At 73.7% G+C, this 14697-nt stretch carries 11 protein-coding genes and 1 other RNA gene; 4 read left to right on the top strand and 8 right to left on the bottom strand.

Annotated elements, in window-relative coordinates:
• Window positions 1–2: 2 nt before the first annotated feature.
• The 5 genes from HS048_RS09835 to HS048_RS09820 form a co-directional block, all read right to left on the bottom strand.
• Window positions 3–1349 carry a glycosyltransferase family 4 protein gene (locus HS048_RS09835; RefSeq protein WP_374058757.1) on the bottom strand — a complete coding sequence of 449 codons (1347 nt, stop codon included), beginning with the start codon at window positions 1347–1349 and terminating at the stop codon, window positions 3–5.
• A gap of 169 nt (window positions 1350–1518) precedes the next feature.
• Window positions 1519–1641, bottom strand: a complete 123-nt coding sequence (locus HS048_RS38055) for a hypothetical protein (protein ID WP_255529714.1) — start codon at window positions 1639–1641, stop codon at window positions 1519–1521.
• A gap of 142 nt (window positions 1642–1783) precedes the next feature.
• On the bottom strand, window positions 1784–3523 hold the full coding sequence (locus HS048_RS09830; protein WP_196466757.1) for a hypothetical protein: 1740 nt from the start codon (window positions 3521–3523) through the stop codon (window positions 1784–1786).
• Between the two features lie 85 nt (window positions 3524–3608).
• A complete protein-coding gene (locus HS048_RS09825) occupies window positions 3609–5876 on the bottom strand; it encodes an acyl-CoA dehydrogenase (RefSeq protein WP_196466756.1) in 2268 nt (755 codons plus the stop codon).
• A gap of 54 nt (window positions 5877–5930) precedes the next feature.
• Window positions 5931–7292, bottom strand: a complete 1362-nt coding sequence (locus HS048_RS09820) for a hypothetical protein (protein ID WP_196466755.1) — start codon at window positions 7290–7292, stop codon at window positions 5931–5933.
• Window positions 7293–7423: 131 nt separating this feature from the next.
• On the opposite strand from HS048_RS09820, the gene HS048_RS09815 reads away from it, so the two are divergent.
• A complete protein-coding gene (locus HS048_RS09815) occupies window positions 7424–8908 on the top strand; it encodes an AMP-binding protein (RefSeq protein WP_196466754.1) in 1485 nt (494 codons plus the stop codon).
• A gap of 163 nt (window positions 8909–9071) precedes the next feature.
• On the top strand, window positions 9072–10148 hold the full coding sequence (locus HS048_RS09810) for a S1C family serine protease (protein ID WP_196466753.1): 1077 nt from the start codon (window positions 9072–9074) through the stop codon (window positions 10146–10148).
• Between the two features lie 203 nt (window positions 10149–10351).
• On the opposite strand, the gene HS048_RS09805 is transcribed toward HS048_RS09810, so the two are convergent.
• Both HS048_RS09805 and HS048_RS09800 read right to left on the bottom strand, forming a co-directional pair.
• Entirely contained in the window at window positions 10352–11197 is an 846-nt protein-coding gene (locus tag HS048_RS09805) for an isocitrate lyase/phosphoenolpyruvate mutase family protein (protein WP_196466752.1), read from the bottom strand.
• 151 nt (window positions 11198–11348) lie between these two features.
• The gene (locus HS048_RS09800; protein ID WP_196466751.1) at window positions 11349–12716 is read right to left on the bottom strand and encodes a D-arabinono-1,4-lactone oxidase; all 1368 of its coding nucleotides are present in this window, start codon (window positions 12714–12716) and stop codon (window positions 11349–11351) included.
• Between the two features lie 309 nt (window positions 12717–13025).
• On the opposite strand from HS048_RS09800, the gene HS048_RS09795 reads away from it, so the two are divergent.
• Window positions 13026–13346 carry a type II toxin-antitoxin system Phd/YefM family antitoxin gene (locus HS048_RS09795; protein WP_196466750.1) on the top strand — a complete coding sequence of 107 codons (321 nt, stop codon included), beginning with the start codon at window positions 13026–13028 and terminating at the stop codon, window positions 13344–13346.
• Window positions 13343–13765 carry a type II toxin-antitoxin system VapC family toxin gene (locus HS048_RS09790; RefSeq protein WP_196466749.1) on the top strand — a complete coding sequence of 141 codons (423 nt, stop codon included), beginning with the start codon at window positions 13343–13345 and terminating at the stop codon, window positions 13763–13765. Before HS048_RS09795 ends, HS048_RS09790 begins: the two co-directional genes overlap by 4 nt.
• Window positions 13766–13909: 144 nt before the next feature.
• Here HS048_RS09790 and ssrA read toward each other — a convergent pair.
• Window positions 13910–14297, bottom strand: a transfer-messenger RNA (tmRNA) gene (gene ssrA, locus HS048_RS09785).
• Between the last annotated feature and the right edge of the window lie 400 nt (window positions 14298–14697).

Here is a 14697-nt window from a genome sequence, read left to right as displayed (position 1 = left end):
GCTCACGCAGGGTCGGTCTCACTTACGGCGAGACGGAGGTCGGGGGCTCCGGCCGGCGGGCGGCCCGCGGACCGGCGTCGACGGTCAGCTATGGAGAGATCTGTGGTGATAAGTCTGGTTATCGTAGCGCCGGTCCGCCCCCAGGTGAACTCCCCCGCCCAGGCCCGGCACGCCCGCTGGATCTCCACCCGCCGCACCGGGTCGGACAGCTCCCGGATCGCCCGCTCGACCGCGGCCGCCAGCGTCTCCCCGTCCCGGACCAGCCAGCCGGTCTCCCCGTCGCGGACCGAGTCGCGCAGACCCGCGACGTCGTAGGCGACCGTGGGCACGCCGAAGGCCGCCGCCTCGATCACCGTCAGGCCCCAGCCCTCGAACTCCGAGGCCGTCACGTTCAGCAGGGCCGAGCTCAGCACGGCGTTCTTGTCCGGCTCGGAGAGGAAGCCGTGCAGGTGGACGCGGTCGGCGACGCCCCGCTCGGCGGCGAACGCGGCCAGCGCGCCGGACTCCGGTCCCCGCCCGACGACGTGCACGTGCAGGCCGGGACGGCTCTCCCCGAGTTCGGCGGCGAGACCGACCACGCGCTCGACGCGCTTGTGGCCGACCAGCCGACCCAGGTAGACCACGGCCGGGTCCCCCGGCACGGTCCGCTGCGTGACGGGCCGGACCGCCGGGCCGCCGTTGGGCACGACCTGGATCGGGGCCGTCCAGCGCAGCCTGGCGCGCAGGTCGTCCCGGGAGGACTCGGAGACGGTGACCGTCATGCGGCGGCGGTAGAGCAGGCGGGCCACCGGCCCCTCGATGAAGCAGCCGATCCTGGCCAGCCAGGCGGGGAAGAACGCGTAGAACTGCCGGTCGTGGACGTGGTGCACCAGGCAGATGACCGAGGTGCGGCGGCGCACGACGAGCGGGGAGAAGAACGGGATGCCGTTCATCGAGTCGATGACGACGTCGAAGGAGCGGCGCCGCAGCAGCAGCCAGAGCGGGACGAGCAGGTAGACCAGGTAGCGGTTGCCCATCCGGTGCAGCGTGATGCCGTCGAGGTGCTCGCTCCCGGCCTGGCCGGGTTCCCGGCTGGTCGCGAAGTGCACCGTCGCACCCTGGGCGACCAGGTGGCGGCTGACCTGCCAGGCGTACTCCTCCGCGCCGCCCGCCACCGACTGCTGCGGCTCCCGGAAGTTCAGCACCGCCACCCTGACGCCCTCCAGCGGGGCCGCGGCGGCCTCCCCCGTCCCGCCCCCGGCCTCCGTCCCGCCGGCCTCCAGGCTCAGCCGGGGCCGCGGTGCGGCCGGCGGGTACGACGCGGCCGGCCGGTACGGCGCGGCGGCCGCCTTCCCACGGGATAGGACCACGATCTCTCCTCCACTCCGCGCTCCGCGCACGGCCGGATCAGGGCATGGCGAAGCCAGGCCCCGAGCTGATCAGGGCATGACGAGGTCAGGCCCCGAACTGATCACTGATGTCCGGCCCCGCCTGGCCGGTGAAGAGGTGCCCTCGGGGGCCGCCGGACGGCCCCCGAGTTCACTTGTCGCCGTAGTTGTACAGCGGCCTGTTGGGCGGCTCCGGCGTGGGCGCGGCCACGTTGACTACTGCCACGGAGGCACCGACCGCAAGGACCGCTCCGACGGCCAGTGCTGCGAGCACGCGTATCACTGGGCTCTCCCTCACAGATTCGGACAGTGTGCCGAGAGTAGAACGTGATTCATCTCATAAGCCATAGGCTTAGTAAAACCGTGACAAAGCAAGTTACCCTCCGGTATGCCTTCCGGGGCCGCGTATTTCCAGGTCAGGACGGGTAATCGAGACGGAGAAGACGGAGCTCCCGACCCCGGAAAACGGGCATGCCGCCCTGGAACGCGTTCTCGGAAGAGTGTTCGAGAACGTATCGCACCCCGAGCCCGGCCAGGGCCGCGGCCCGCCGCTCCGGGTCACCGCGCAGCACCGCCCCGACCCGGACGGCCAGCGGGTCCTCCGCCGCCACCCGGATCCGGCCGCCGCCGGGCAACCCCACCAGCAGCTCGTCGTTCCAGACCACCCGCCGCGCGAACAGCTTGGTCGCCGGGTCCAGGACCACCCGCCCGCCGTTCCAGGCGAACGCCCGGTGCGCCCCCCAGGGCAGCGAGAGCAGCGCCCCCGGGACCGGGTCGGCGTTCACGATCGCCTGGACCCGCCGCCACTCCTCCGGATAGCCGACGGCCTCCAGCCGGCCGAACGCCCCCAGCGCGAAGGTGGGCAGCACCAGCACCGGCACCGCCACCGCGACGACGGCGGCGGCCCGGGAGGCGAGCAGCCGTACGGCCGACGCCAGGCCGAGGGCCTGCAGCAGGGCGAACGGGGCCAGGTAGAGCTGCCCGTCACGGAGCGGCCCGAACCCCGGCCACCAGCCGACCAGCGCCTTCAGCACCCCGGGCGCGAGGGCCCCCAGGCACGCGACGCCCAGCCCGGCCACCGCCGCCCCGGCCACCCCCGCCCGGTACGGCGGGGCCCCGCGGCCCTGCGTTCCGGCCGAGGAGCTCCTGACCCGGGACTCCGACGGCCCCGGGGAGAGCGCCTGAGTCCGGGACCCCGGCGCCGATGCTTCCGCGGCGGAGACCGGCGGCCCGTCACCGCGGAGCCGTACGAAGCCCCAGACGGCGACCCCGGCCAGCAGCAGCCGCACGCCCGCCGACCACCAGGACTCCTGTCCGGGCACCACCGCGTGCGCGTTCCAGATCCCGCCCAGTCCGAGCAGGCTGCCCACCACGCCGAGCGGGCCGTCCGCGCGGGCCGCGAACGCGTCCACCCCGGCGGGGTCGGTCGTGGCCCTGCTGAGCAGGGCGGGCACCAGCCACGGCAGGCTCAGCACGCCCAGGACGAGCGCCGCCTCCCCCGCCCTGCGGACCCGTGTCATCGCACCCGGCAGCGGCCGCGGGGGCGGCGGACCGCCCGCTGCGCGGTCTCCGCGGCCACCGCGCCCCGGGGAGCCCGTACCGCCCGGGAAGCCCGCAGCGCCGGGCAGCGTCACGGCGGTGGCGAGGACGACCAGAGCCGAGACCAGCATGGCCTGGAAACCGCCGACGGCCGCCGGGAGCAGGGCGGCCGCGAGCCGCAGCCGCCCGCCGAGCACCACCGCCCGCACCGCCCAGGGCAGCCCGGCCACGCCCAGCAGCAGCGCCCACTGGCCGAGCAGCAGCCGCTGGGCGAGATAGGCGTTCCAGGCGTAGAAGGCCGCGGCGGCCAGGCGCGGCCCGAGCCGCCCGGAGGGCACGAGTGCCGCCGCCCCCGACGCGGCCAGCACGAAGATCCAGAGCAGGAGCGCCTTCTGCACCGCCTGCCCGGGCAGCACCGCCGACAGCAGCGCGACCACCAGGTCGCTGGGCACGGCCCGGGGGAAGCCCTGCTCCGGAAGGGCGAGCGGCGGATCCGGGACGAACACCATGTCGTAGCGGAGCACGAACCCCGGGCCGAGGGCCGGTCCCAGCGCCAGCAGCCCGAGCAGCAGCCCGAGCAGCGCCGGCGCCAGCGCTTTAGCCCGATCTGTCCGCATATCGCCAGACCTTACGGTAGCCCCGGCAACGTCCGCAGAGGCCGCCGACACCGGTGGTACCGGCACGGTGTCGGCGGCTCCGGGCCTACTTGCCCGGCTCCGGATCGCGCGGCAGGCCGAGCATCCGCTCGGCGATGATGTTCAGCTGCACCTCCGTGGTGCCGCCGTAGATCGTCATGGCGCGGGTCGCGAGCACGGCCCGGTTCCAGAAGCCCGGGTCGCCGAGCTTGACGTCGGCCGCCAGCACCGCCGAGGCGCCCAGCAGCCCCACCGCGCACTCCGAGACGTGCTGCGCGTGCGAGGTCGACAGCAGCTTGCGGACCGAGGCGTCGGCGCCCGGCTCGGCGCCGGCGAGCTGCTTCATCGTCACCCGCAGGCTGAGGGCGTTGATCGAGTGTCCCTCGCAGACCACCCGGGCCAGCTCCTGCCGCTCGGCCGGGTTCAGCTCCCGGCCCAGCCGCCCGGCCAGGCCGAGCAGGTCGGGGACGGAGGCCCCGGTGCCGCCCGAGCCCGACGAGAGCGAGACCCGCTCGTTGGACAGGGTGTTGCGGGCGACCTTCCAGCCCTCGCCGACCTCGCCGACGACCAGGTCGTCCGGGACGAAGACGTCGTCGAGGAAGACCTCGTTGAACAGGTTCTCGCCGGTCATCTCGGTGAGCGGCCGGACGGTGACGCCGGGCGCCTTCATGTCGACGAGGAAGTAGGTGATGCCCTCGTGCTTGGAGCCCTCGGAGGAGTTGCGGGCGATGCAGATGCCCCACTCGGCGAAGTGCGCCACCGAGGTCCAGATCTTCTGGCCGTTGAGCCTCCAGCCGCCCTCGACCCTCTCCGCCTTCATCTGCAGCGCGGCGAGGTCGGACCCGGCACCCGGCTCGGAGAAGAGCTGGCACCAGATCATCTCTCCGGCGAGCGTCTTGGGCAGGAAGCGCTCCTGCTGCTCGCGCGTGCCGTACGCGGCGATCGACGGCACCACCCAGGCACCGATGATCATCTGCGGGAGCTTGACCCTGGCGGCCTTGAGCTCCTGGAAGATCAGCACCTGCTCCAGCGGGCTCGCGCCGCGCCCCCACGGCCGGGGCAGGTGCGGCATGACGAACCCGCCGTCGGCCAGCGCCCGCTTCTGCTCCCTGCCCTCCAGCCGCGCGATCGCGGCGATCTCGGCGCGGATCGACTCGCGCAGCACGGCCGCGTCCTCGGGGAGCTCGATCTCCATCTCGCGGGAGACGCCGTTCAGCGCGAGCTCGGCGACCGACTCGGCCCACTCCGAGCTCGGGCCGAGCAGGGCGCGCAGGGTGAGCGCGCGGCGGTAGTAGAGGTGGACGTCGTGCTCGTAGGTGTAGCCGATGCCGCCGAAGATCTGGACGGCGTCCTTGGCGCACTGCACCGCGGCGTCGGGAGCGGTCACGCCCGCGATCGCGGCGGCGTAGGCCGACTCGTCGCCCGCGCCCGCTCCCTCACCCTCGGCCGCGCCCGCTCCGCCCGCCGCGTCCGCCCGCCGCTCCGTGTCCGTCGTCGCCCGGGCGGCGTCCCAGACGGTGGCGCGGGCCTGCTCCAGTGCGACGAGCATCCGGGAGGCCTTGTGCTTCACGCCCTGGAACTGGCCGATCGGACGGCCGAACTGCACCCGCACCTTGGCGTACTCGGCGGCGGAGGCCACACACCACGACGCGACGCCCGCGGCCTCGGCGCCCAGCAGGATCGCGGCCAGGTTCAGGACCGCCGAGCCCTTAAGCCCGTCCAGCACCCGGTCGGCGGGCACGGCGACGTCGTCGAGCTCGACCCTGGCCACGCCGCGGGTGAGGTCCAGGGACCCGACCGGCGTCACGGTCGCCGCGGAGGCGTCCACCGCCACCCACACCTCGCCCCGGTCGGTGTGCACCGGGAGCACCAGGACGTCGGCGAGCGCCCCGCCGAGGACGAACTCGGCGGTGCCGCCGACGGTCAGCGCGCCGTCCGCGCCCCGCCCGCCGGAGATCGAGCCCCGCAGCGCGACCGCGCCGGTCAGCGTGCCGTCGGCGAGGCCGGGCAGCAGCTCGGCGCCGGCCTTGCCCTCGGCGGCGAGGATCGCGGCACTGGCGAGCACCGTCGGGACGTAGGGGCCGGGGGCGACCCGCTCACCCAGGGCCTCGACGGCCACGGCCGTCTCCAGCAGGCCGTACCCGCTGCCGCCGTGCTCCTCGGGGATGTGCAGTCCCAGCAGGCCCTGGTCGGCCAGGCCGGACCAGAAGGCGGGACGCGCCTCGCTCTCTGCCGCGATCGCGGCCCGTACGACCTCGGACGGGATGTTCCGCTCGGCCCAGCCGCGCACCGACTCGTGGAGCGCCTCGTGCTCCTCGCTCAACCCGATCGCCATGACAGCCTCCAGAAACGATTCAGTAGCAGAACCATATTCTAGAAGGTGCTTCCATCACAACGCGCGGACGCTCGTCACCAGAGGCGCGATGTCCGCCCACAGCCGCTTGCGGCCGTCCGGTACGGTCACCAGGAACACGGCCGGCTCGGCCCGGCGGGTCTCCAGCAGCGCGAGCGCCGCCTGCGAGCTGCGCCGGGCACCGCCGAGCCCGTAGTCGACGCGGTAGCCGAGCACCCAGCCCCGGCCCGCGGCGGGCCGCTGCGAGGCGGTCCACTCGACCCGGGCGCCCGGCGGATAGTGGTTGCGCAGGGCCCACCGCACCGCGCTCAGCGCCGCGGCGCGGAAACCGGCGTCGGTCCGCGGGCCGGTCCACGGCGTCCTGCCGGGCAGCGGGAGCGAGACGGCCAGCGTGCGCGGCAGGCGCACCCCGCCCACCCGCTGGCCCGCGGCGAACGGCGGCACCGGCCCGTCCGCCCACGGCCGCCCCAGCCTGACGTAGGTGATCCCGCTCCCCTGGTCGACGACCGCGCCGACCACCGGGCTCGCCCTGCCGGGCAGCGCCGCCAGGGGCTTGGACCTCGGCGGTTTCGGGAGCCTCGGCCGGACCGCCGCCGCGGGGGACGCGCTCGGCGGGGCGAGCCCGGTGGTCGGCGCCGCGTCCGGGACGGGTTGGCGCAGCGGCACCGGGTCGGCGGGCTCGTCGCCGGAGAACAGGGCGAAGACCGAGAAGATCGCCAGGACCGTCACGACGGCGGCCCCGGCGCTGTAGACCAGCCTGATCGGGATGTCGGCGATCCGCGCCCCCAGCCCGCGCCGCAGGACCCGCCCGGCGGGCGGGTCCTGCGGGAGGAGACCGCCGGCGGGGACCGGAGCGGCGGCCGGGGCCGAGGCGTCGGCGGAGGACCGGGTGGAGGCTTGGGCGACCGGAGCCGGGACGTCGACGGAGGACCGGGTGGAGACCTCGGCGGCCGAGGCCGAGGCCGAAGCGTCGGCGGAGGACCAGGTGGAGACCTCGGCGGCCGAGACGCGCCCGCGCGCGGGCGCGTCGGGCGGAGCCCCGACGCGGAACGGCCCGGCGGCGTCACCGCAGTCACTCGAACCACCGGAACCAGCGGAACCGCCCGAACCACCGGAACCGCCCGAACCACCGGAGTCACGGAAGTCACCGGAACCACCCGCGTCGTCGGCGTCGTCACCGCCGGACGCGGCCTTCGCGGAGCTGGCGGGTTCCGATCCCGACCGGCCGGGACCGGACACCTGGACGTCCGCTCTCTCCTGCGGCCGCCGGGGCACGCGCGGGGTGACGACCGGGTCCCCGTCCGGGCGGACGACGGGCATGGGCGTGGTGGGCGCCTCGTAGGACGGGACCCGCCCGTCCCGAGAGCGTCCGGAGGAGGTGCCGTCAGCGTCCGCCATGGCCGCCAGATTACGTCGGCTGGGTGGCCGACACACCGTTTCCCGCCACGCTTGTGCCGCGAGCACACGCCTCGCCGGAGGCGGCGACCCCCTCTTCCAACACCAGAATCTAGTTCTGTATGGTCGCGCTCATGAGGGGCTTCTACGAGATCGCCGCCGCCGACCCCGCACGCGCCGCCGTCCTGGGAAGCACCGCTCCCGGCCGCGACGCCGTGCCGGTGACGTACGGCGACCTGCACGACCGGGTCAACCGCGTCTCCCACGGACTGCTCGCCCGCGGCGTCACCCCCGGCGACACCGTGGTGACGGTCCTGCCCAACGGCGTCGACGCGATCACGATGATGCTCGCGACCTACCAGATCGGCGCCTACCTCGTCCCGGTGAACTGGCACTACACCGCCGAGGAGATCGGCTACATCGTCACCGACTGCGCGGCCCGCGTCGTGGTCGGCTGCGAACGGTACGCCGACGCCGTACCGGGCGGCTACGAGGAGGTCGACGCGCTCGCCGCCGGCCGCCCCGCCACCCCGCCCGCCGAGCGCCGGGCCGGATCGATGATGCTCTACACCTCGGGCACCACCGGCAGGCCCAAGGGCGTGCGCAAGCGGCTGATCGAGGTCACCCCCGAGGAGCTCTTCCCCATCCTGGTCCGCAAGAGCTGGCGTCACTTCCGGCTGCCGCCCGACGGCGTCCACCTGGTCCTGTCGCAGCTCTACCACTCCGCCCCGTACGGCCAGGCCATGATGGCGCTGCAGTACGGCCACTCGCTCGTGCTGACGGAGCGGTTCGACGCCGAGGAGGTCCTGGAGCTGGTCGAGCGGCACCGGGTCACGAACACCTTCATGGTGCCGACCATGTTCCACCGGCTCCTGGCCCTCCCCGCCGAGGTCAGGGGGAAGTACGACCTGTCGTCCCTGACGCACCTCTACCACGGGGCCGCCCCCTGCCCGCCCGCCACCAAGCAGGCGATGATCGACTGGCTCGGCCCGGTGCTGTGGGAGTACTACGGCTCGACCGAGGCCGCCGCGGTCACCATGGTCTCCTCCGCGGAGTGGCTGGCCAGGCCGGGCACGGTCGGCCGGGCGGTCGAGGGCATGCGGTTCTCCGTCGTCGGCGAGGACGGCGAGGAGCTGCCCCCCGGAGAACCCGGCCTCGTCTACATCGGCGGCATCAACCGGTTCGAGTACCACCGGGACCCGGCCAAGACCGCCTCTTCGATGCTCGGCCGCCTCTACACCGCCGGCGACATCGGTTACCTCGACTCCGACGGTTACCTGTTCCTCTGCGACCGGCGGACCGACCTGATCATCTCGGGCGGGGTGAACATCTACCCCGCCGAGGTGGAGGCGGTGCTCCTGGAGCACCCCGCGGTGGCGGACGTCGCGGTGATCGGCGTGCCGGACCCGGAGTGGGGGCACAAGGTCGTCGCCCTCGTCCAGCCCGCGCCCGGCGCCGAACCCGGCCCGGACCTGACCGCCGACCTGCTGGCCCACTGCGCCGGCCGACTCGCCAGGCTCAAGCACCCCCGGCTGATCGAGTATCGCGAGCGGCTCCCCCGCACGCCCACCGGCAAGCTCAGCCGCACCGGCGTGCGCGAGGCGTACCTGTCGTCCTGACCGGCCCTCCGGGTCTTCCCGGCCTTCCCGGCCCGGCGGGCGGCGGGCGGCGGGCGGCGGGCGGCGGGCGGCGGGCGGCGGGCGGCGGGCGGCGGGCGGCGGGCGGCGGGCGGCGGGCGGCGGAACCGTAATCTTTTCCCATGGGCCGGGAAGGTAAGCCCGCATGGAGAGACCGCTCGCGCATCTCGCGCTGCTCACCGCCGTCGCGGTGGCGCTCACCGGCTGCAGCGCGGACACCGGCGCCCGCCCCGCCGCAAGCCCCGCAAGCCCTGCCGCCACCGCCTCCCCCGCCGCCCCCGGAGGCGAGCCCGCCGCGCTGGAGGCCGCCTACCAGAAGGTCATCGGCGACGTCCTCCCGTCCATCGTGCAGATCAACACGAAGACCGGACTGGGCTCGGGCGTCGTCTACGACACCGCGGGCCACATCGTCACCAACGCCCACGTGATCGGCGAGGCCTCGCAGTTCGAGGTCACCCTGGCCAGCGGCGGCGCCCCCCGGCCCGCCCGGCTGGTCGAGGCCTTCGAGCTCGGCGACCTGGCCGTGATCAAGGTGGACGACCCCACCGGTCTCACCCCGGCGAAGTTCGGCGACTCCGGGAAACTCCGGGTCGGCCAGATCGTCCTGGCGATGGGCAACCCGCTCGGCCTGTCCGGCAGCGTGACCAACGGCATCGTCTCCGCGCTGGGCCGCACGGTCAGCGAACCCCAGACGCAGGGCTCGCCCGGCGCCACGATCACCAACGCCGTTCAGACCTCCGCCGCGATCAACCCGGGCAACAGCGGCGGCGCCCTGGTCAACCTGGCGGGCGAGGTCATCGGCATCCCCACCCTCGCCGCCACCAACCCCGAACTCGGCGGCGGCGCGGCCCCGGGCATCGGCTTCGCGATCCCGTCCAACACCGTGACCGACATCGCCGGTCAGATCATCAAGGGCGGCAAGGTCGTCAACACCCGCCGGGCCGCGCTCGGCGTCTCGGTGCAGACCGTGGTCGGCGGCCGGGGCGGCGCGGTGGGCGTCGGCGTCATGCGGGTGACCGAGGGCGGCGGCGCCGACCGGGCGGGCATCGAGCCCGGCGACGTGATCGTCTCGGTCAACGGCACCGAGACCCCGACCACACAGGCGCTCTCGGAGGTGCTCGCCACCCTCAGACCCGGGGACGAGGCCAAGGTGGGGCTCCTGCACCCCGACGGCTCCACCCCGACCGTCACCGTCACCCTGGGCGAGCTCTCCGAGGAGTGACCCCTCGCCCGTGCCGACCGATCGGGAGGGCGCCGGACCGGGCGCCCCTCCGACCGGCCGGGAGAGTGCCGGACCCGGCACCACCGCCGAAGCGGTGAGGACAGCGGACCCTCAGCCCTCCCGGCGGACCGAAACGGACCCTCAGCCCTCCCGGCGGACCGAAACGGACCCTCAGCCCTCCCCCGGCGGGCCGAAGCGGAGCCTCAGCCCTCCCCGCGGGCCAGGAGGCCGTTGATCTCACCGAACTCGACCCCTCCGGCCAGCGCCGTGTAGGTGCCCTCCTGGTACAGCTCCCGCGCCGCCCGCCGGGCGAGGCCGTAGGCGGCTGCGGCGAGGTCCGCGCCCGCGCTGACCCGCGCCACGCCGAGGGCGGCCAGCTCTCCGACGGGCGGCGCGCCCGGCCCGCAGGGGACGTTCAGCGGCAGGCCCACCCCCTTGACCAGGGCGGCGATCGTGCCGGAGTCGGGCGCGCCGATGACGAAGATCCCGCTGGCCCCGGCGTCCCGGTAGGCGGCGGCGCGCTCCAGCGTCTCCGCCAGGCGCGTCTCCGGGTCTCCGGCGCCGCGCAGATAGACGTCCACCCGGGCGTTGATGTAGAGGGGCACGCCCGCGGCGTCGGCCGCCGCGCGGGCCGCGGCGATCCGGGCCGCCTGCTCCCCGGCCGGGCGCAGCGCCGGGGTAGCCCCGTCCCGGACCGTGTCCTCGATGTTGACCCCCACCGCGCCCGCCTCGATCACGCCGCGGACGGTCTCGGCGAGCGCCTCGGGCGTGTCGCCGAACCCGCTCTCGATGTCGGCGGTGACGGGCACCCGCACCGCGGCGGCGATCCGCGCGACGAGGTCGAGGGCGCGGTCCCGGTCGAGCCGGTCGCCGTCGGGGGCGCCGAGGCTCCACGCCACCCCGGCACTGGTGGTGGCGACCGCCTCCGCACCCGCCTCCTCCACGAGCAGGGCGCTGGCGACGTCCCAGGCGTTGGCGAGGACCAGCGGACGGCTTTCCCGGGTGTGCAGGGAGTGGAAGAGGTCGGCCTTGTCACGGAGATTCGTCATGGTGATCAGTAAACCAGTGTGATCCGGCGGCTTCCGGACGTACCCGGCGGCACGCCACGGCATCTGGTCTCCCACCTTCCCTGGCCCCGCGGCTCGCCACGGCACCGGGCCCGCCGGTGCCTCCGTACCGCCGGGCCCCGGCAAGCCCGTCTCAGAGGTCCCGGAGGAGGTGCCGCTCCAGGAAGTCGCCGGAGAACTTCCCGGCCGGGTCGTACTCGCGCACCAGGTCCAGGAAGTCCGGCAGCCGCTCGTAGCGGGACCGCAGGACGGCGGGCGGGGTGGCGAAGAGCTTCCCCCAGTGGGGCCTGGCCTCGAACGGCTCCAGGACCTCCTCCAGCAGTCCGATCACCGGGAGCACCGCAGGGGTGTCCTTGACCCAGGTGAAGTGCACCGCGACGGTGTCCCTCCGGTAGGACGGGCTCATCCACAGCTCGTCGGCGGCCACCGTGCGGACCTCCGAGACCTGCAGGACCGGGGCGATCCGGTCCCGGACCCGGTCCAGCGCGCGCAGCGCCGCGACGGCGTGCCGCCGGGGCAGCAGGTACTCCGACTGCAGCTCCTCCCCGCTGCTCGGGGTGAAGTCCGGCCGGAAGTGCGGCAGCCGCTCGAACCACGGCCCCGGCACGCCCAGCTGCTCGGTGCAGTGGACGGTGGACATGCCGGGCACGGGGTGGCGCGGGCCGTCCGCCGGCCGCGCGCCGTACAGGTCTGTGAGCCGTGCGCCGTACGGGTCCGTCTCCGGCGCCGGACCGCCGTCCGCGCCCGCCCGGACCACCGCCGGTGCACCACCGGCCGCGCCGCCTGCGGCGGCCGCCCCGTCCGCGCCTTCCGGGCCGATCCGGTGCTTGACCCACACCTGGTCGATCAGCGGGCCGCTCCAGCGGGTGAACAGGCTCACGCTGTACGCGCCGGAGACGATCGCGTCGAAGTGGTCGTCCAGTGCCTCGAACGGCAGCCCCTCGTAGACGTACTGCCGCACGCCGAAGGCGGGCACGACGTCCAGCGTCATCGCGACGACCACGCCCAGGGCCCCCAGGCCCACGACCGCTCCGCGGAACCGGTCGCCGTCCGCGTCCCGGGAGAGGGTCACCAGATCGCCGTCCGCGGTGACCAGCTCGAGCGCGGAGACCGCCGTGGCGAGGTTGCCGTTGGCGTCGCCGGAGCCGTGGGTGGCCGTGGCGCAGGAGCCGGCGACGGAGATGTGCGGCAGGGAGGCGAGGTTGGGCAGGGCGTACCCCGCCTCGTGCAGGCGGCGGCCCAGCTCGGCGTAGCGCACGCTCGCGGCGACCCGCACCGTCCCGGTCCCGGCGTCCGTCTCCACCTCGGGCGGCAGGCCGGCGAGCGAGACCAGGTCGCCGGGCGAGTCGGCGATGTCGTTGAACGAGTGTCCCGTGCCCAGGGGCCGGATCCGCCCGCTCCGCGCGACCAGGGCCCGCAGTTCCGGGACGGAGGACGGACGGTGGACCCGCCCGGCACGGAAGGCTATGTTGCCCGCCCAGTTCGTCGCTGTCGTGGTCATCCTGCGGCCCCTTCCGGCTCCGGCGGGAACGGCGCGTCCCGGCCCTCCGCCTCGCACCTTAGAGCCGGCGCGCCCCCGGCCGATCACCGCCCTCGCACCTCCGGCTTCCGTTGGGCGTCCGGTTTCGTTCTGCCGCCCTCTACGAGGCCACCGGCCGCGCCACCACGCCTCTCAGCGTTCCGGTCTGAGAAGCGCACGGTCACGCGGACGCGACGACGGCGCATGAAGTGTTCCTCCGCCCCACCCCCACTCCCGAAAAGGAGTGCCACTTGATAGCACCATGTAGCACATAAGGCGTAGAGTCGGTGCATGAGCATGCCGGAACCCAGCGGTGCACCTGAGATATCGCAGCGCGACCTGCGTAATCGTTCAGCGGAGATCATGGACGCCCTTGAACGCGGCGAGCGGTTCGCCGTGACCCGGAACGGCCATCACATCGGCGACCTGGTTCCCATCCGCCGACGGCGACGCGCCGTCTCCCGCGCCGAGTTCGCCGCCATGTCACGGGGCATGCCGCGCCTCGACGATCGGAAGTTCCGCGCGGACATGGACCGTCACGTCAACGACGACCTCTACGACCCCTACGATCGCGCCTACGGCAGGGGCGAGTTCTCCGAGGAGCAGCGGTGACCCATCCGCTGGGACTGCTCGACACCGACATCCTCATCCTGCGGGCGGACATCGACCCCGACGAGCTGCCCGACGAGATGATGATCAGTGCGATAACGACGGCGGAGCTCTCCGTCGGGGTGCTGGTGGCCGACGGACCGCAGGAACTCGCCCAGCGGATGAAGATCCTGCAGGGCGCCGAAGCCGAGTTCGATCCTCTGCCGTTCGACGACACCGCCGCCCGTGAGTACGGTCAGCTCTGGATCTCCGTCGTCGCCTCGGGCCGCAAACCTCGCCCTCGGACCGCGGACCTGATGATCGCCTGCGTCGCCATCGCGAACCGGTTGCCGCTCTACACCTGCAATCCTGGAGATTTCAAAGGCCTCGACCATCTCCTCACCGTGGTTCCCGTGACCCGCCCGAGGCGTGAACCCGCGTGACAGGATGCCGCATCTCCCGGTCTTCGGAGAGACGGCGGTGCGCAGCCGTACCGCGTCCGGGAAAGCCGAAGGGCGGCCGGTCGGCGAGGTCGCCGGCCGACCGCCCTTCGGCGATCTGCTCCACACGTTTCGAATGCGGAGCGGGGGTGGAGGTGGCGGGAATCGAACCCGCGTCCTTCAACTCCAAGACAGGGCTTCTCCGGGTGCAGCCTGCTGTGCTTTTCTCAGCCCCGGCGATCACGCAGGCAAGACGCCGACGGGCTCAGCCACTGTTAGATTTCCCGCTCGACCCCGTGGCCGGGTCTCGCGGTTGAGCCTCCTAGCGATGCCGGATCCGGGCCGGAGGCGCTCCCGGGCCGACAGAAGCCACTCGCTGCTTAGGCGGCGAGGGCCAGGTTGCCCTGGCTCTTGACTTCGGAGTGCGTCTTATTGGCACTTATTGGTCGCGGTCACAGGATTAACGAGGTTATGTCCGCAGTCCTCGACCCGCTTCTCCTGACTTGCAAAGCCAAAGTCGAAACCAGTCACCCCCCTGTTGAGTTGTCAACCCGCTCCCCACGAGGAGGGGCGGACGATCCGAAGATACCGGTTACAACGCCGTCCGCGCCAACCGGATTCCCTCCGGCCGGACGGACCTTCGTCCGGGACGTCTTCGAAAGCCGTCGGGTACAACGCCTCCCGCGCCCGCCGGATTCCCACCGCACCCCTCCAGGACGGAGGAACGGCGAAGCCCCGGAGGCGCGGCGTCTCGCACGCGCCCCCGGGGCCGACCGGCAGGGTCGAGCCGGTCGTGACGGCAGGGCCTCCCCCGAGACGAAGCCCTGATCTCATCACGGCGACTGAGCCCGCAACCCCCCGAGCGGTGCTCAGTCACTGGGGAGGACGCACGGGGAGCCCCGGATGGTTGCTCACGGTGACGAATCTTCTTCCCG

Source organism: Planomonospora sp. ID91781 (assembly GCF_015711595.1).
In the GTDB taxonomy this organism is placed as follows: domain Bacteria; phylum Actinomycetota; class Actinomycetes; order Streptosporangiales; family Streptosporangiaceae; genus Planomonospora; species Planomonospora parontospora.
Note: the sequence above shows the minus strand (reverse complement) of the source record. Positions and strands in the feature narration are given on the sequence as shown.